Source organism: Pseudomonas saudiphocaensis (assembly GCF_000756775.1).
GTDB classification, from domain to species: Bacteria; Pseudomonadota; Gammaproteobacteria; order Pseudomonadales; family Pseudomonadaceae; genus Stutzerimonas; species Stutzerimonas saudiphocaensis.
Map to the genome: position 1 here is coordinate 3,252,633 of NZ_CCSF01000001.1, position 16,487 is coordinate 3,269,119.

Here is a 16,487-nt window from a genome sequence, read left to right on the forward strand (position 1 = left end):
TCGACGACCAAGACGCTGTGGCTAGCGTCACCGCTCGATGCGTCTAGATAGCGGGTTTTCGGGAAGTGATGAAGCTGGTTTTCTCTATCAGCGTGTTTGGCTTATGCAATTGGGTTAGGGTCAGCCGCTCCGCTTAGGCTTCGCGGTGCGCCACAAGCGCTCCAAGAAATCGAAGAGGAATCACCATGTCCCGTAGTACTTTCGGCTCCACGCCGGCGCGCCTGACGCTCGGCGTTATTTCCGCGAGCCTCCTTGCGCTGTCTGCCCATGCCGCTCCGCTGACCCGCGATAACGGCGCGCCGGTCGGCAACAACCAGAACTCCCAGACGGCTGGTCCGAACGGCCCGGTTCTGCTGCAAGACGTACAGCTGCTGCAGAAACTCCAGCGCTTCGATCGCGAGCGCGTGCCGGAGCGCGTGGTTCACGCCCGCGGTACCGGTGCCCACGGTGAATTCACCGCCACCGCCGATATCTCCGACCTGACCATCGCCAAGGTCTTCGAGAAGGGCACGACCTCGCCGGTGTTCGTTCGCTTCTCCAGCGTGACCAACAACAGCCACTCGCCGGAAACCCTGCGTGACCCGCGCGGCTTCGCTACCAAGTTCTACACCGCTGATGGCAACTGGGACCTGGTCGGCAACAACTTCCCGACCTTCTTCATCCGCGACGCCATCAAGTTCCCGGACATGGTCCACGCGTTCAAGACCGACCCGCGCACCAACCTGGATGACGACAGCCGCCGGATGGACTTCCTGTCCTACCACCCCGAGTCGATCCAGACCCTGACCCGCCTGTACTCCAACTACGGCACGCCGGCTGGCTACCGCTTCATGGACGGCAGCAGCGTGCACGCCTACAAGCTGGTCAACGACGAAGGCCAGGTGCACTACGTCAAGTTCAACTGGAAGACCAAGCAGGGCGTGAAGAACCTCGACCCGAAAGAAGTCCAGCAAGTGCAGGGCCGTGACTACAGTCACATGACCCGCGACCTGATCACCGCCATCGACAAGGGCGACTACCCGAAGTGGGACCTGTACCTGCAGGTGGTCAAGTCGGAAGAACTGGCCAAGTTCGAGTTCGATCCGCTGGATGCCACCAAGATCTGGCCTGAAGACATGGTGCCCTCGAAGAAGATCGGCACCATGGTGCTGAACAAGAACCCGGACAACGTGTTCCAGGAGACCGAGCAGGTCGCCATGGCACCGTCTAACATCGTGCCGGGCATCGAGCCTTCCGAGGACCGTCTGCTGCAGGGCCGTCTGTTCTCCTACGCCGATACCCAGATGTACCGCATCGGTGCTAACCACATGAGCCTGCCGATCAACCAGCCGAAGGTGCCGGTCAACAACGGCAATCAGGATGGTCAGCTGAACAGCGGCAACACCACTGTCAGCGTGAACTACCAGCCGAGCCGTCGCATGAACCGTGAGGAAGAACCGCGCGGCATGTACAGCCAGCTGGCGCTCTCGGGCACCACGCAGCAGGCGCCGATCTACCGCACGCAGAACTTCAAGCAGACCGGCGAGTTGTTCCGTTCCTTCACTGCCAAGGAGCAGAAGGACCTGATCAACACCCTGGGTGGCGAACTGGCCAAGACCGACGCCGAGGCGCGCCATCACCTGCTGTCGTACTTCTACAAGGCTGACGCCAAGTACGGCGAGGGTCTGACCAAGGTGGCCAAGGGCGACCTGAGCAAGGTCAAGGCGCTGGCAGCCGAACTGGAAGACTGATGCACCGGCCGGTCCACGCAACCGGCTCACAGCCCGCGACCCAGGTCGCGGGCTTTTCGTAACGGAGAGACGCGATGAAAGCTGTTTTCCTTCTGTTCGCCCTGTGCCTCGGTAGCAACCTGGCGTTGGCTCAGAACGAGCCTGCGGCAGCGGAGGCCGAGCAGATTCAGGCACAACTGCGTGACTATTTCTTCAACGCCGCACGCTTCGGCGATAACGAGATGCTCGACGAATTCATTCAGGCGGGGTTCGACCTGAACGCCGCTGACGACAAGGGCTACACGGCGCTGATCCTCGCCGCCTACAACGGCCACGCCGACACCGTGGAGCGCCTGCTCGCCGCCGGCGCCGATGCCTGCGCCGAAGACAAGCGCGGCAACACCGCGCTGATGGGCGCGATCTTCAAGGGCGAGCTGCGCATCGCCAAGCGCCTGCTGGCCACCGAATGCAACCCCGACCAGCGCAACGCCGCCGGGCAGACGCCGGCGATGTACGCCGCGCTGTTCCAGCGCGGTGAGTTACTGGAAGCCCTGCGCGAGCGCGGCGCCGATCTTTCCGCCACCGATCCTCTAGGCAACAGCGTGGAGAGCCTGGCGCGCGGCGAAATCCGTACCGCTCCCGCGGCTCAGTAACTCTTGTAGGGCAGGAACTTGCCCGAGAGCACCACGTTGACGCGATCGCCCTTGTGGTCTGGCTCGCGCTGAATATCCATGGAGAAGTCGATGGCGCTCATGATGCCGTCGCCGAATTCCTCGTGGATCAGCTCCTTGATGGTGGTGCCGTAGACGTTCACCAGTTCATACCAGCGATAGATCAGCGGATCGGTGGGCACGGCGGTGGGCAGTGACCCCTTATAGGGCACGATCTGCAGCCAGGCGATCGCCTCGTCGGGCAATTCGAACAGCTTGCCCAGCGCCTCGGCCTGAGCCTTGTCGAAGGTCATCTGGCCCAGGCAGCCGGCGGTGGTCCATTCCTTGGACATGCCAATGGCTTCGGCGGCGTGGGCCCATTTCAGGCCCTTGCGCACTTTCGTGGCGATGATCATATCGGTTACCTGGTCGCGGCTGGTAATCATGGCTCTACCTCTCGGGTCGGGTGTCGAGGCCGCCCGGCGCGGCCTCGTTGATCGTTCCGTTGCAGGGGCCGTGCCAGTCAGTCGTATTCGGCCGGCTCGTGTTCACCCAGCAGCCGGCGCTGGCGCGGGGTCGCCGCCGCCAGTACGACAGGGTTGAAGGTGAATGCCAGGTAGGGCGAGACTTCTGCGCCACCATGCGCCGGCCGTAGTGGACCTGCAGCAGGTAGCGACTGCGATCGGTCGTACGGTTGCGGCTGCCGGAGTGCCAGAGGTCGCTGCGAAAGAACAGCATGTCGCCGGCCCGGCACAGTACCGGTTCCGGTTCGCGACCGTGCCAGGCGGTCTCGCCAAGGCGCGGCTTGCGTCCGGCGCGGTGGCTGCCAGGAATCACCCGGGTGGGGCAGAGGTCGGCGTCGATGTCGTCCAGATGCAGGTGCGCGGTGCACACCTGCATGGGCAGTTCGAGGCCGGGGTCGGCCAGCAGCTGCTCGGGCAATTCAATCGCCAGATAGTCCGCATGCAGGTCGCCACCGATAAAGCCCGGCCGGCTACGCCAGGCGGTCTGGCCGATGATGTGGCAGTCCGCCCCCAGTGCCGCCTCGGCCAGTTCGATCACGCAGGGCAGGTCGAGGAAGGCCAGCCAGAACGGATCCCGATTGAACACGCACTTGTAGTGATCATCCAGCAGGCCCTGGTAATCCAGCCCGACCGGAGTCAGCCGGTCGATAGCGCTGCGCAGTTCGGTGATTCGCGGTGCGGTCAGCACGCCGGGCAACAAGACAAAGCCGTCATGATGGAGCGCGGCGAGGCGTTCCCGAGTAGCTGCGTGTTCGATCATCGTGCGTGCCCTGGGCGGAATCCATTCCCTTTGAGCCTCAGGCCACGCTGGCGTTGCCGCGGCGCCTTGCTAGGCGTGGCCCAGATACCAGCGCCAGTCCTGCTCGCCCACCTCGCCCATGAATTGCCGGTATTCCTCGTGCTTGATGGCCAGGTACACCCGGTGGAAGTCGTCGCCGAGCGCCTCGCGTGCCCAGGATGATTGGTCAAGCGTGCGCAAGGCTTGCAGCCAGTCGCAGCTGATGCCCGTGCCGCCCTGTGCATAGCCGTTGCCAGTCACGGGAGCGCCAGGCTCGAGCTGGCTGGTGATGCCCTTGTGCAGGCCTTCCAGCACCAGCGCGGCGGCCAGATAAGGATTGGCGTCGGCGCCGCAGATGCGGTGCTCGACGTGGCGGCTGGCGTCCGGGCCGCCGGGTACGCGCATCGACACGGTGCGGTTGTTGATCCCCCAGTTGCGTGCCAGCGGCGCATAGCTGTTGGCCTGGAAGCGGCGATAGGAGTTGGCGTTGGGGCAGAACACCGCAAGGCCGTCCTCCAGGCTGTCGAGCAGGCCGGCGATGCCGTGGCGCAGCAGGGCGGCGGCGCCGTTGGCGTCATCACGCTGCAGCTCCTCGATGCTGCAGGCGAACAGGTTGCGACCTTCGGCATCGGCCAGGCTGGCATGCAGGTGCAGGCCGCTGCCGGCGTGTTCGGCGAAGGGCTTGGCCATGAAGCAGGCCTGCATCCCGTGACGCCAGGCCACGCCGCGCACCAGGCGCTTGTAGCGCACGGCTTCGTCCATCGCCTGGAGCACGTCCGGGCGATGCTGCAGGGTGATCTCCACCTGGCCCGGCGCGTATTCGGAAATCGCCGTGCGCACCGGCAGCCCCAGGTGTTCACAGCCGCGGTACAGGTCATCGAGGAAGGGATCGAGGCGCTCCAGCTCCAGCACGCCGTAGACCTGTGGCGCTTGCGGGCGCTCGCCATTGGCGAACGCGGCGGGCTGCGGCCGGCCGGCAGCATCGGGGCGCGCATCGAGCAGGTAGAACTCCAGCTCGGCGGCCATCACCGGGTGGTAGCCACTCGTCTGGAGTTTCTCGACGGTGCGGGCCAGCACATGGCGCGGGTCGGCCACGCTGGCTGGCAGCCCGCGCAGCGGGTCCATGGAGACCTGCACCTGGGCGGTGGCCGGCTCGCGCCAGGGTTGCAGCTGCAGGCTGCCGGCCAGGGGAAAGGCCCAGCAGTCGGCGTCGGCCACGTCCCAGACCAGGCCGGTGGCGTCGACATCCTCGCCGCGGATGGTCAGGCCGAGGATGCTGCTCGGCAGCGGGCGACCGTCGGTGTAGATGGCGCGCAGCTCGTCGCGGTGCAGCAGCTTGCCGCGGGGCACGCCGCAGGGGTCGATGATGAACAGCTCGATGCGCTGCACGTCCGGGTGGGCGGCAAGGAAGGCGTCGGCTTCTTCAGGGGGAGCGAAGGTCATGGCAGTTCTCTCGTCGGGCGGCAGCGCGCGGCCTGCCGCTGGGCATTCGATAAAGGGGGAAGGGCGCGTGGCAGGCGCCTGCTGGTCTCAGAATGCGCCGGGGGCGATGCCGGACGGGTAACGGGCCATGGTCGTCGCTCGTGCAGGTTTCGGTAAGGTCAGCTCAGGCGAACGCCGGGAATCGCCAAGAGCGTTTCCAGGGCTTCGTCGAGGGTGGCGATCAAACGGTCGACATCCTCTGCCGTGGTGTCCGGGCAGCACAGCGTCATGTTGTGGAATGGCGTGATGAGGATGCCGCGGTTGATCAGGTACAGGTGCAGCGCCATCTGCAGGCTATCGTGGAAGGCCGCTTCAGCCTCTGCGCCGGTCTTCGGCGGGGTGGCGCAGAACTGGAATTCGCAGCGCGCGCCCAGTTCGCTCACCGACCAGGCGAGCCCATGGCGCGAGATCAGCTCGCGCAGGCCGGCGGCGAGGCGCGCGGCCAGCGGCAGCATGTGCGCGTAGGCGGCGTCGGTCATCACCTGTTCGAGGTTGGCACGCATGCAGTGCATGGCCAGCGCGTTGGCCGACAGCGTGGTGCCCATGCCGCTGTGGCCGTGGCCGCCGCTCATCTCGCTGGCGTGCTCGCGGGCGATCTGCATGGCCTGGGCCATTTCCGCGGTGCAGCCATAGACCGATGCCGGCACGCCGCCGGCCACCGGTTTGCCCAGGGTCAGGAAGTCCGGCTCGAGGTTCCAGGCGCGGGTGCAGCCGCCGGGGCCGGTGGAAATGGTGTGGGTCTCGTCGATGATCAGCAGGGTGCCGTAGCGGCGGGTCAGCTCGCGGACCTTTTCCAGGTAACCGGGCTCAGGCAGGACCATGCCGATGTTGGTCATGGCCGGCTCCATCAGCAGCGCGGCGATGTCGCCGGGGGCCAGCGCCGCCTCCAGCGCGGCAAGGTCATTGAAGGGCACGGCGCGGCAGGTCTTGGCCAGGTTGCGGGCCTGGCCGATAAGCCCGGCGCGGTGCACCGTGGTGCCCTGGCGGTGGCGCACCAGGGTGTCATCGACGGTGCCGTGATAGCAGCCATCGATCACCAGCAGCATCTTGCGGCCGGTGATGGCGCGGGCCCAGCGGATGACGAAACGGTTGGCGTCGGTGGCGGTGGTCGCCACTTGCCAGAAGGGCAGGCCGAAGCGTTCGCTGAGTAGCTCGCCGCAGATCACCGCATCCTCGCCCGGCAGCATGGTGGTCAGCCCGCGCCCGGCCTGTTCCGCCAGCGCGGCGGCGATGGGCGCCGGGGAATGGCCGAACATGCTGCCGGTGTCGCCCAGGCAGAAGTCCACGTAGTCGTGCCCGTCGACATCGCGGAAGCGCGCACCCTGGGCGCTTTCGACGAACAGCGGCACCGGGGTCGACCAGTCGCTCATCCAGTGCATGGGGACGCCGGCGAACAGGGATTGGCGGGCACGCTCAGCCAGCTCGGCCGAACGGGGATTGGCGGTGAGGAAGCGCTCACGCTCGCGCTGGGTGAAGAGAGTAACGGCCTGTTCGGCGATGCCGCTGGAGCTCATGGTTGAACGCCTCGTCAATTTTTTTGCACATATTCGAAGCGCGGACGCGGCAAAGTCAATCGGAGTTTTCAGGCCGACAGGCGCACCAGAGCCGGTGCACAGATGCTGGCCTGGATGCGCCTGTTGGCGAGAGAAAGGCGAGCGGCTGGGCTCAGCCGACGATCTTTAGCCCGCTCTGCCCGTTGCCCTGGCGCTGCACCTGAATCTGCACCGGAATGCGCTCATGCATCTCCGCCACGTGGCTGATGACCGCCACCTTGCGCCCCTGGGCCTGTAGCGAATCCAGCGCGTCCATGGCGATCTGCAGCGACTCGGGGTCGAGGCTGCCGAAGCCCTCATCGATAAACAGCGATTCGATCCGCAGCTTGCTCGAGGCCATGGAGGCCAGGCCCAGCGCCAGGGCCAGCGAGACGAGGAAGGTTTCGCCGCCCGACAGCGAATGCACCGAGCGCAGCTCGTCGCCCATCTCGGTGTCCAGCACCAGCAGCCCCAGCGGGCTGCCGCCGCGCTTGAGGCGATAGCGGCGCGCCAGCTGACGCAGCTGGACGTTGGCGTGTTGCACCAGCAAGTCGAGGTTGTAGGCCTGGGCGATCTTGCGGAAGGCGCCGCCATCGCTGGAGCCGATCAGCGCGGCGATGCGGCCCCAGCGCTGATGCTCGGCCCGTGCCGCCTCGATCTCGGTTAGCAGGGCCTGGCTCTGCTGTCGACGGCGGTCGTCCTCCAGCAGCGCGGCGCGGGTTTCCGTGCAGCTTCGCTCGGCCTGTTCACAGCTGGCCAACTGCGCGGTGTGTTGCTGCGCCAGCGCTTCGGCGTCCGGCGCGTCGGGATACCGGGCCTGATGGTCAGCTAGCCGCTGGCTACAACCTTCCAGACGCTCGCGGCAGCGGGTCAGGGCTTCGGTGTTCTGCTGCAGGCGCTGACGCGCCTCGTCGAGCAGACCGTCATCCATGTGCAGCAGTTGTGCGAAGGAGGCGTCGTCCAGTTCCGGGTGCGCAGCGCGCCAGGCGTTGAGTTCCTCGGCCAGGGCGTCGCGCTCGCGCAGCAATTCTTCGCGGCGCTCGCTGCAGCCCTGCTGCTCGCTGGTGAGGCGGGTCAGTTCGATCCGGGTCTCGTTGAGCTGGTGCTGGATATCCGTCTGCTGCTGGCGGGCCAGCTGCAGTGCCGCGTCCAGTTGCTGCTGCCAGTCTCCGGCGCTGGTCTGCTCGCCCAGGTTGCTGCGCAGGCTCTGTCGACAGGCTTCCAGCTGACTTTCGCGTTCGGCAAGACGTGTGGCGCAGGCCTTCTGCTGGTCCAGCAGGTTGTGCTGGTCGCGCAGAGCGACTTCCATTTCCTTTTCGAGATGGCGCTGCTCGTCGGTCAGCTCGGCCTGGGCCTGCAACTGCTGCTGGCGGGTGGCGATTTCGCTGTCCAGCGCCATGAAGCTGTGAGCCGGGTTCTCGCGCCAGCGACTGAGTCGCTCGCCGGGTAGCAGCTCGGCGAAGTCGGTCAGCTCGTCTTCCAGCCGTTGGCTATCGCGGGCCAGGGCGTCGCGTTGCTGCGCCAGTTGCTGAGCGGCCTCCCGGGCCTGGTCCTGAGCGGTTTGCCAGGCGTTTCGCAAGGATTCGCCGCGTTGCTGCAGCGTCAGCAGATGAGCCTGTGACTGGCTGGCGCTGGCGATCTGGGTCCGGAGCCTGTCCAGTTCGCCGGTCAGCCATTGCGTGCGCTCGGCTTCCGGCTGCCTGATCAGGTCGGCATACAGCGCTGACGCCTCCAGCGTCGGCCGCAACGCATCCAGCTCGGCGGCCGTCTCCGTCTGGCGCAGCTGGACCTGCTTGAGGTTGGTGCTGAGTTCGGTATGGCGGTCACGCAGTTCCTGCAGGCGCTGATCCTGGGCCTGCAGCGCCTGACGGGCACGCTCGACTTCGCTTTCATCCTGCTGATGGAGTGCGGCCAGCAGTGCGTCGGCCTGATGCCAGGGGTGCTCGCCACTGCCACAGACCGGACAGGGCTCGCCGGGTACCAGGGCGGCGCGCAAGGCTTCGACGTTTTCACTGCGGGCCAGGCGTTGGCGCTCGAGCAGCTCCAGAGTGAGCTTGAGCGCCTGTTCCGCTGCGTCGCGCTCGCTGCGGGCCTGCTTACCGGCCGGTATCAGTTGTTCCTGTTCGGCCTGCAGGCGGCCGGATTCCTTGTGCAGCTCGGTCTGGCGCGCAAGCAGGCTCTGCTGACTGCTCCAGGTGCTAAGCAGCGCTTCGGTATCGCGTTCGGCCTGCCGCCACTGTTCCAGCTGCTGGTTTAGCCGGCTGAGCTGCTCGCTCACTTCGCCGCCGATCTGGGCCTGCAGCTCATCGAGCGCGGTGCGTGCCGTGTTCTGCTCGGTTTCGGTGGCCTGGGCGCGTTGCTCCAGCCCCGGCAGTTCCGCACGTCCCTGTTGCAGGCGCGCGGCCAGCTGCACCGCTTGTTGGAGACGAGGACGGTAACCGTTCCAGGCTGCGCACAGAGGTTGCAGGGCGGCGCTGGTGTCCAGCTGCGTGGCCAGCTCCTGAAGTTGCTGCGCGCCGTGCTGCTGTCGCGCCTGGAGTTGTTGCAGTCTGGACGCCGCCTCGTTGCTGGCAGCCTGAATCTGTTCGGCTTCCCGGCGGATCGGTGCAAGGTCGGTTTGCAAGTGGAGCAGGCGGTCTTCGTCGCGGCGCGCCTGGGCCAGCCGGGGCTCCGCTTCCCGTTGCGCCTGTTCGGCGGTGTGCAGTTGCGTCGTGGCCTGTTGCTGTTTCAGCTCGAGACTGCCGAGCTGTTCCTGCAGACGCTCGCCGGCTGCCTGATGCCGGGCCAGGGTTTCTTCGACCCCGGTCAACAATTGCGGCAGCTCGTTCTGGCGAATAAAGCGGTGACGCTTTGGCGCAAGCTGCTCGAATAGCGCGAGGATGCGCCGGGCGTCGGCCAGCTTTTCATGTTCGGCCTCGGCTTCCTGCAGCTGCGCCTGGGTGCCATCGCGCTCGGCCTGCAGACGCGTCAGGTCGGTGAGCCACTGGCGTTGCTGCTCTAGGGCCTTGAGCTGTTGCTGGACGGCTTTCAGCTCGCCTTGCTGCTCGTCATAACGGGCTTCCAAGGCTTGCCGCGCCTCAGGTTCCAGCGGCTGCAGGCCGCCGAGCTGCTGTTCCAGCTGAGTGAGTTTTTCCTTCGCCTGCTTGGCGGCCTCGAAGGCAGCCTGGCCGAGGCGGCTGTAGAGGCCGGTGTCGGTAAGTTTTTCCAGCAGGGTGCCGCGCTCGTTGTCGTCGGCCTTGAGAAAGGCGGAAAACTCGCTCTGGGCCAGTAGCACGGCGCGGGTGAACTGCGCCAGGGTGAGACCCAGGCGGGTCTCCAGCAGCTCCTTGAATTCGCGTTTCTTGCCGCTGGCCAGCAGCTGGCCGCTGTCGAGATCCTGCAGGCTCTGACTGCTGGCCTGCAGGCGGCCGTCGACCTTCTCGCGGGCGCGCTTGACCTCCCAGCGGGCGCGGTAGCGATGGCCGTCGACACCGACGAAATCCACCTCGGCGTAGCCGCTGCCACAGCCGCGCCGCAGCAGGTTGCGCTCGTCGCCGCCACCGATCTCGGCATCGCCGTCGGGCACCTTGTTCAGCGGCGAGACGTTATCGAGCCGCGGCGTGCTGCCGAACAGCGCCAGGCACAGGGCGTCGAGGATGGTGCTCTTGCCGGCGCCGGTCGGGCCGGTGATGGCGAACAGGCCGGCGCTGGCCAGCGGCTCGGCGGTAAAGTCGATGACTTGGTCGCCGGCCAGCGAGGCGAGGTTCTTCAGGCGGATGGCGAGGATCTTCACTGGTCGGCCTCCGTGTCGAATTCGACTTGTTGCAGCAACGTGGCGAAGTCGTCCAGCGCCTGTTCGTCAGGCGGGTTGCCGAACTGTTCTTCCCAGGCGCGGGCGAACAGCTCCTGCGGGTTGATCTGGTCGAGCCCGACCAGCACCTCGGACTCGGCCTCGCCGCGCTTGCCGGCGTATTCGCTGGCGATGCGCACCAGGCGGCAGGCCTTGCCGCTGATCGCCGTCTCGATGCGCTGGCGCAGGTCCGGCAGCGGCTCCTCCAGCTGCACGCGTACTTCCAGCCAGGGCAGGTTGTCGTCGAACAGCCCCACGGGCGGCAGGGCTTCCAGCTGCGCGATGACCTCGGCCAGCGGCGCGCGGCCAATGCGGATCATTTCCACCGCCCGTGGCACCGGCAGGCTCTCGACGCCTTTCAAGGTCTCGCCCTCGAACTCCACCAGCAGCACCTGATGCGGGTAGTTCACCTCGGCGAAGGACAGCGGCAGCGGCGAGCCGCTGTAGCGGATGCGCGCCTGCCCGGCGACCTGCTGTGGCTTGTGCAGATGACCGAGGGCGACGTAGGCGACCGACTCGGGAAACAGGCTGGCCGGCAGCGCCTCGGCGTTACCGATGACAATGTTGCGCTCGGATTCTTCCGACACGGCGCCGCCGGCCATGTGTGCATGGCTCATGGCGACCAGCGCCTGGCCCGGTTGGCGCTGCGCCTGGGCGGCGGCAATCAGCCGCTCGTGGACGCTGGCAATGCCGGCCATGTAGTCGTCGCTGCCGCCGAAACCGGTGACCTCGGCCGGACGCAGGAAGGGCAGGGTCAGGCACCAGGCCGCGACCTGGCCGCGGGAGTCGTGTAGCGGCACGCACAGGCGCTGATGATCGAGCTCGCCCTCGGCGACCCAGCTGATGCGGCCCACCGCGTGGGCATTGAGGCGGCGCATCAGCGGCGCCGGCAGCTCGATGCGCCCGCCGGAATCGTGGTTGCCGGCGATCATCACGATGTCGAGCTGCGGCAGCCGTTCGTGGGCGCGGACGATGAAGTCGTAGAGCCGCTCCTGGGCTTTCAACGGCGGGTTGACGGTATCGAAGACATCGCCGGCGATAAGCAGGGCATCCGCCTGGTGTGCTACCAGCTGGTCGAGCAGCCAGGCCAGGAACTGCGCGTGTTCATAGTCGCGTTCCTGGCCGTGGAGGGTCTGGCCGAGGTGCCAGTCGGAGGTGTGGATCAGGCGCATGGGGAGCAATTCTGTACTGAATGGAGAGGGCGGCGCCGGCCATTATAGGGTGAGCCCCAAGGGCGCTGGCCAAACACGCGGCTCACACGGGCATAGAACACAAGGTTGCAGAATTCTGGCGAAAGTGTGACAGCCGATGAACGGCTTGAATCTCCTGGTGCGGTGCGCGGTCTTTACTTCAGGATCAGTCTCCGGGACACCTGATGAAAACCCTCTCTCGCCATCTGGCCGATCACTTCCCAGCCGAATACCAGACCCGTGTGGAGCCGCAGGAAAACGGTAATCTGGTGGTGCGCATCGGTTACCCGCTCAAGGGTATCGAAGCCATTCGTCTCGTCTCGGACGGGCACGTTCGCAACGATCTGCTGGTTGAAACCATCCTTGAAGACATGCGCAACGAACTGACTCGCATGCAGTAGCCGGTTGGTCCGCTATCGGCGCGGTCCGGTTCGTGGGCATGGCCCACTCCTACGGGCGTAGCGGCAGCCAGATAACGACTCGCAAGCCGCCGAGAGAACTTTGCTCCAGCGCCAGGCTGCCATTCCAGGCGGTCAGCATGTCACGCACGATACCCAGCCCCAAGCCATGCCCTTCGGCGCGCTCATCCAGACGTGTGCCACGAGTCAGAACGTTGTCTCGCTGCGCTTCGGGAATTCCCGGTCCGTCATCCTCAATGGATAGGCGATAGCCGCCAGCTTCTTTCTCGATCTCCAGGCGTACTTCTGAGCCTGCCCATTTGCAGGCGTTGTCCAGCAGGTTGCCGAGCAGCTCCAGCAGATCCTCGCGATCCCATGGCAGCCGACAGTGGGCAGGGGCATGCCAGTGCAGGCTCAGCCCGCGCGGATGGATCATCTGTAGCGTTTCGAGCAGTGCCGGCAGCTCCGCATCGCAGTCGAAATGCGCCCCGGGCAACACGTCGCCCGCCATGCGCGCGCGGCCCAGTTCGCGGGTGACCCGCTGCTGGATCTGCGCCAGCTGCTCGCGCAACCCGGCCTGCAGTTCCGGGTAGGCCGCCAGTTCCTCGCGCTGTACAAGGCTGCCGAGGACTGCCAGTGGTGTTTTCAATGCGTGACCGAGGTTGCCCAGGGCGTGCCTGGAGCGCTTGAGGGTGTCATCGGTGTGCGCCAGCAGATGATTGATCTGCGCCACCAGAGGTTGCAGTTCATGCGGGGGCTGGATGTCCAGCTGCCGGCGCTGGCCCTGCTGCAGCTGTGCAATCTGCTGGCGAGCGCGTTCCAGCGGGCGCAGGGCGAGTTGCACTGCGTAGCGTTGCAACAGCAGGAACACCAGCAGAATCAGGCCGACCAGCCCCAGTCCTGCGAGGCGCACCTGGCGAAAGCTGTCGAGAATCGGCGTGTAGTCCTGCGCCACATGGATAACGATCTGCTGACCGTCGCGTTGATAGCTGGCGCGGTACGTAAGCAGCCGCTGGCCTTGCGGCCCTTCGACCAGTCCCGGGGCCAATCCATTAACGTGTGGCCATTCAGGGGTGGCGTCCCAGAGCGAGCGTGAACGCCAGCTGCGTTCGGGCAGATCGATGCGGAAATAATGGCCGGAAAAAGCTCGCTGATAGCGGGGGTTGAGCCGAGTGGTGTCCAGCGTGAAGCCCTCGGTTCCTCGCACCACTGCAATCAGCAGGCCTTCGGACTCCTCACGCAGATCGGTTTCCAGAGTTCGGCGCAGGCCGCTTTCGAACAGCCACAGGCTGGTCTGCAACAACAGCAGGCTGATGATCAACAGGGCCGCGATCAGGCCCAGGCTGAGGCTGCGCTGGATCGACTTCAACTGGCGCCGCCGAAGCGATAGCCCTGACCGCGGCGGGTTTCGATCAGCTCGCGGCCGAGCTTGCCGCGCAGGCGGTTGACGTGCACCTCGATGACATTGGAGTCACGCTCGGTTTCGCCATCGTAAAGGTGTTCGGTCAGCTGGGTTTTTGACAGCAACTGCCCCGGATGCAGCATGAAGTAACGCAGTAAGCGAAACTCCCCGGCGGTCAGCTCGATATCCTCGTCACCCTTGCGACAACGCTGACGGGCTTCATCCAGCGCCAGCCCGCCGACCTGCAGCAGGGGCTGATTGGCGATGCCATGGGCGCGTCGCAGCAAAGCCTGGATGCGCAGCAGCAGCTCCTCGGGGTGAAAGGGCTTGGTCAGGTAGTCGTCCGCGCCGGCCTTGAGCCCCTCGATGCGCTCGGCCCAGGAGTCGCGTGCGGTGAGGATCAGCACCGGCGTGGCGAGGCCGCGCGCGCGCCAGTCGCGAAGCACCTCCAATCCCGGTTTGCCGGGCAGCCCCAGGTCGAGGACCATCAGGTCATAGGGTTCGCTGGTGCCCTGGTAATCGGCGTCGCGGCCATCGGCCAGCCAGTCGACGGCATAGCCCTGGCGGGCCAGGCTGGCGGTCAATTCGTCGGCAAGGGGAACGCTGTCTTCAACCAGCAGCAGGCGCATCAGTCTTCCTCGTCCTTGATCAGGCGGCCATCGCGGGCGTCCAGTTCCAGCTCACGGGCGATGCCGTCTGCGGTAAGCAGTTCGATGTCATAAATATAGAGGCCGTCCTCTTCCTCCAGCTCGGCTTCCAGCAGGCGTGCGCCGGGATAACGCTGCTGGACCTGCTGCAGGAGGCTTTCCAGCGGCAGGATCCGGCCTTCACGGCGCAGTTGCAGGGCTTCGTCCTGATCCAGATCACGGCTCGCCGCCGGGGTGGCGGCGAGCAGCAGAGCCAGGGGGAGGATGAGGAGGGTGCTACGCATTAGTCGTCCTGATGGTTCTTGAGGATCTCGCCGGTTTTGGCGTCCAGCTCAAGGTCCCATTGCACACCTTTGTTGTCGCGCAGTTCAAGCTGATAGATGTAGCGGCCGTATTCTTCTTCCAGCTCGGTTTCTTCGATGGTGGCGCCGGGGTGCTTGGCCAGTGCCGCTTCGTTGAGTTTCTCGAACGACTGGATGGTGCCGGCGTCACGCAGCTTCAGTGCTTCGTCCGGGCCCAGGTCGCGGGCCATGGCCAGGTTGGCGCCCAGGGCGAGGGTGGCAGCGGTGAACAGTACAGTAAGGTTTTTCATGGTGGTGTTTCCTGTGTGGGTTTCGACAGGCACAGATTACGAGCGCAGGCTTAAGCGAAGCTGAATGGCGCTGACCTGTTAAAAAGCTTCGCACCAGGCGCTGCGCTCCATAAGTTGATGCATGCGTTTGCGCGGTGCCGCGGCGACCGAGGCCGGCGTGTTTGCCATGATTTGATACACAGCCAAGGAACCCTGAACGGAGCCAAGGCTCGTATTTAACAGGGCTGCAGCGCAGCCGCACTTGAAAATCAGAAGAAGGAAAAATGTCATGTATTCGAAGAAACTGACCGCCGCACTTGCCATTGCCGCCCTCGGTGCCAGTGGTTTCGCCCTGGCCGACAAGCCAGGCGCCGACTGGATCAGCCTCGAGCAGGCAGTAGAGAAGGCCAAGGCGGCCGGCTACAGCCAACTGCACTCGATCAGCGCTGATGACAATCACTGGGAAGGTGAAGGCGTGAAGGCCGATGGCAAAGTCTGGGAGTTCAAAATGGACGCCCGCACCGGTGAAATGACCAAGGAAAAAGAAGACTGACAGACAGCGCATCGTCTCTCGTGTCGGTGGGTCGCTTCGGCGATCCATCGGACAAGACGATCTGTACACCGGCGTTGCCGCAATGGCACCGTTAAATCGGAACCCACACACCTGAACAGCGCCGCCTCCCGGCAGTCGGTTATCATCGGCATCCCTTGCGCCGATCTCCAAATACGATGCCCGCTACCAATGCCCGCAGCACGCTGCATTTGCCCCAGGGCGACTGGAGCACGGTGCTCGACTGCCTTTGCGATCACTTTCCGACCATCGACCGTGCCACCTGGCGCGACCGCTTTGCCCGTGGCAGGGTGCTGGGGGTTGACGGACAGCCACTGGCCGTGACTCATGCGTATCAGGTCGGTTTGCGCATCCACTATTTTCGCGAAGTGCCCAACGAACAGCCGATCCCCTTCAATGAGCGCGTCCTCTACCTCGACGAGCATCTGCTGGTGGCCGACAAGCCGCATTTCTTGCCAGTGATGCCGGCTGGCAGCTATGTCAATGAGACGCTACTGGCGCGTCTGAGCAAGCGCCTGGGCAATCCCGATCTGGTGCCGATTCACCGTATCGACAGGCTTACCGCCGGGCTGGTGCTGTTCTCCACCAACCCCGCCAGCCGTGGCGCCTATCAGGCTCTGTTTCGCGAACGGCGGATCGACAAACACTACGAGGCGATCTGCCCAGCGTTGCCAGAGCTGACGTTCCCGCGGGTGGAGCGCTTGCATATGGTCGATGGCGAGCCCTTCTTTCTGATGCGCAAGGGCGACGGCGTGCCCAATAGCGAAACCCGTATCGAGGTTCTCGAGCGGCGGGGTGAGCTATGGCGGTATGCGCTGTATCCGGTCACCGGGCGCAAGCACCAGCTGCGGCTGCAGATGGCCACGCTAGGCGCGGGCATTTGCAATGATCCCTTCTATCCCGAGCTGATCGAGCGTGCCCGGCGTGATCGGGACGACTACGCCAGGCCGCTGAAACTGCTGGCGCGTGGACTGGCCTTCGACGATCCGCTGAGCGGCGCGCCGCGGCAGTTCGAAAGCCAGCTGTCGCTGGACTGGTAGCACGCAGCCGCACCTTGCTGGCTGCAAATGTCCGCGGTCCAACGGTGCCGTCCGTGTCGATGGTGGTGGGCTGCTGCTTAGCAGGCTGTTGAAAAACTACTTGCGTTGGCAATACTGCGTTAAAAACGGCCTCAAAATGCTCATTTACAACTCGTAAACAGCGC

The 16,487-nt window shown here is 65.3% G+C and carries 14 protein-coding genes and 1 pseudogene; 5 read left to right on the forward strand and 10 right to left on the reverse strand.

All coding sequences use genetic code 11. The annotated features are described in order from the left end of the window. Window positions 1–185: 185 nt before the first annotated feature. Window positions 186–1,730, forward strand: coding sequence for a catalase (locus BN1079_RS15135; protein WP_037025901.1), 1,545 nt, complete (start codon window positions 186–188; stop codon window positions 1,728–1,730). A 74-nt stretch (window positions 1,731–1,804) separates the two neighbouring features. Beyond that, on the forward strand, window positions 1,805–2,362 hold the full coding sequence (locus BN1079_RS15140; RefSeq protein WP_037025902.1) for an ankyrin repeat domain-containing protein: 558 nt from the start codon (window positions 1,805–1,807) through the stop codon (window positions 2,360–2,362). On the opposite strand, the gene cynS is transcribed toward BN1079_RS15140, so the two are convergent. From cynS to BN1079_RS15170, 6 genes and pseudogenes are all read right to left on the reverse strand, one after another. Continuing rightward, window positions 2,356–2,805 (reverse strand): cyanase, encoded by a 450-nt coding sequence (gene cynS, locus BN1079_RS15145; protein ID WP_037025904.1) that lies wholly within the window; start codon window positions 2,803–2,805, stop codon window positions 2,356–2,358. The two genes, BN1079_RS15140 and cynS, sit on opposite strands and share 7 nt — an antisense overlap. Window positions 2,806–2,882: 77 nt before the next feature. Next, window positions 2,883–3,643 (reverse strand): annotated as a pseudogene (locus tag BN1079_RS15150) (phytanoyl-CoA dioxygenase family protein). 69 nt (window positions 3,644–3,712) lie between these two features. After that, on the reverse strand, window positions 3,713–5,104 hold the full coding sequence (locus BN1079_RS15155) for a glutamine synthetase family protein (protein WP_037025905.1): 1,392 nt from the start codon (window positions 5,102–5,104) through the stop codon (window positions 3,713–3,715). A gap of 158 nt (window positions 5,105–5,262) precedes the next feature. Then, window positions 5,263–6,657, reverse strand: coding sequence for an aspartate aminotransferase family protein (locus tag BN1079_RS15160; RefSeq protein ID WP_037025907.1), 1,395 nt, complete (start codon window positions 6,655–6,657; stop codon window positions 5,263–5,265). 151 nt (window positions 6,658–6,808) lie between these two features. Further along, the gene (locus tag BN1079_RS15165) at window positions 6,809–10,447 is read right to left on the reverse strand and encodes an AAA family ATPase (RefSeq protein ID WP_037025908.1); all 3,639 of its coding nucleotides are present in this window, start codon (window positions 10,445–10,447) and stop codon (window positions 6,809–6,811) included. Further along, window positions 10,444–11,676: an exonuclease SbcCD subunit D C-terminal domain-containing protein gene (locus BN1079_RS15170; protein ID WP_037025910.1), complete on the reverse strand. Its 1,233-nt coding sequence runs from the start codon at window positions 11,674–11,676 to the stop codon at window positions 10,444–10,446. The genes BN1079_RS15165 and BN1079_RS15170 overlap by 4 nt, the downstream gene beginning before the upstream one ends. A 203-nt stretch (window positions 11,677–11,879) precedes the next feature. Between BN1079_RS15170 and BN1079_RS15175 the strand changes: the two genes are divergently transcribed. Next, window positions 11,880–12,095: a hypothetical protein gene (locus tag BN1079_RS15175; protein WP_037025912.1), complete on the forward strand. Its 216-nt coding sequence runs from the start codon at window positions 11,880–11,882 to the stop codon at window positions 12,093–12,095. Between the two features lie 49 nt (window positions 12,096–12,144). Here BN1079_RS15175 and BN1079_RS15180 read toward each other — a convergent pair whose 3' ends face one another. Genes BN1079_RS15180 through BN1079_RS15195 form a run of 4 tightly spaced genes read right to left on the reverse strand, consistent with a single transcriptional unit; the run spans window position 12,145 to window position 14,733 of the window. After that, complete coding sequence (locus tag BN1079_RS15180; protein ID WP_037025914.1) at window positions 12,145–13,461, reverse strand: sensor histidine kinase; 1,317 nt, start codon at window positions 13,459–13,461, stop codon at window positions 12,145–12,147. Beyond that, window positions 13,458–14,123, reverse strand: coding sequence for a response regulator transcription factor (locus BN1079_RS15185; RefSeq protein ID WP_037025916.1), 666 nt, complete (start codon window positions 14,121–14,123; stop codon window positions 13,458–13,460). Before BN1079_RS15185 ends, BN1079_RS15180 begins: the two co-directional genes overlap by 4 nt. Beyond that, on the reverse strand, window positions 14,123–14,425 hold the full coding sequence (locus BN1079_RS15190) for a PepSY domain-containing protein (protein WP_037025918.1): 303 nt from the start codon (window positions 14,423–14,425) through the stop codon (window positions 14,123–14,125). Before BN1079_RS15190 ends, BN1079_RS15185 begins: the two co-directional genes overlap by 1 nt. Further along, window positions 14,425–14,733, reverse strand: coding sequence for a PepSY domain-containing protein (locus BN1079_RS15195; protein ID WP_037025920.1), 309 nt, complete (start codon window positions 14,731–14,733; stop codon window positions 14,425–14,427). Before BN1079_RS15195 ends, BN1079_RS15190 begins: the two co-directional genes overlap by 1 nt. A gap of 268 nt (window positions 14,734–15,001) precedes the next feature. Here BN1079_RS15195 and BN1079_RS15200 point away from each other — a divergent pair, with 268 nt between their 5' ends. Continuing rightward, window positions 15,002–15,265, forward strand: a complete 264-nt coding sequence (locus BN1079_RS15200; protein ID WP_037025921.1) for a PepSY domain-containing protein — start codon at window positions 15,002–15,004, stop codon at window positions 15,263–15,265. Window positions 15,266–15,441: 176 nt separating this feature from the next. Beyond that, window positions 15,442–16,323, forward strand: a complete 882-nt coding sequence (locus tag BN1079_RS15205) for a pseudouridine synthase (RefSeq protein WP_052114496.1) — start codon at window positions 15,442–15,444, stop codon at window positions 16,321–16,323. The last annotated feature ends 164 nt before the right edge of the window (window positions 16,324–16,487 follow it).

Excerpts from the sequence above, each read along its gene's own strand:
- BN1079_RS15205 (WP_052114496.1), top strand. The coding sequence starts at position 15,442 with ATGCCCGCTACCAATGCCCGCAGCACGCTGCATTTGCCCCAGGGCGAC.
- BN1079_RS15190 (WP_037025918.1), bottom strand. The coding sequence starts at position 14,425 with ATGCGTAGCACCCTCCTCATCCTCCCCCTGGCTCTGCTGCTCGCCGCC.
- BN1079_RS15175 (WP_037025912.1), top strand. The coding sequence starts at position 11,880 with ATGAAAACCCTCTCTCGCCATCTGGCCGATCACTTCCCAGCCGAATAC.
- cynS (WP_037025904.1), bottom strand. The coding sequence starts at position 2,805 with ATGATTACCAGCCGCGACCAGGTAACCGATATGATCATCGCCACGAAA.
- BN1079_RS15135 (WP_037025901.1), top strand. The coding sequence starts at position 186 with ATGTCCCGTAGTACTTTCGGCTCCACGCCGGCGCGCCTGACGCTCGGC.
- BN1079_RS15195 (WP_037025920.1), bottom strand. The coding sequence starts at position 14,733 with ATGAAAAACCTTACTGTACTGTTCACCGCTGCCACCCTCGCCCTGGGC.
- BN1079_RS15200 (WP_037025921.1), top strand. The coding sequence starts at position 15,002 with ATGTATTCGAAGAAACTGACCGCCGCACTTGCCATTGCCGCCCTCGGT.
- BN1079_RS15170 (WP_037025910.1), bottom strand. The coding sequence starts at position 11,676 with ATGCGCCTGATCCACACCTCCGACTGGCACCTCGGCCAGACCCTCCAC.
- BN1079_RS15140 (WP_037025902.1), top strand. The coding sequence starts at position 1,805 with ATGAAAGCTGTTTTCCTTCTGTTCGCCCTGTGCCTCGGTAGCAACCTG.
- BN1079_RS15155 (WP_037025905.1), bottom strand. The coding sequence starts at position 5,104 with ATGACCTTCGCTCCCCCTGAAGAAGCCGACGCCTTCCTTGCCGCCCAC.
- BN1079_RS15160 (WP_037025907.1), bottom strand. The coding sequence starts at position 6,657 with ATGAGCTCCAGCGGCATCGCCGAACAGGCCGTTACTCTCTTCACCCAG.
- BN1079_RS15185 (WP_037025916.1), bottom strand. The coding sequence starts at position 14,123 with ATGCGCCTGCTGCTGGTTGAAGACAGCGTTCCCCTTGCCGACGAATTG.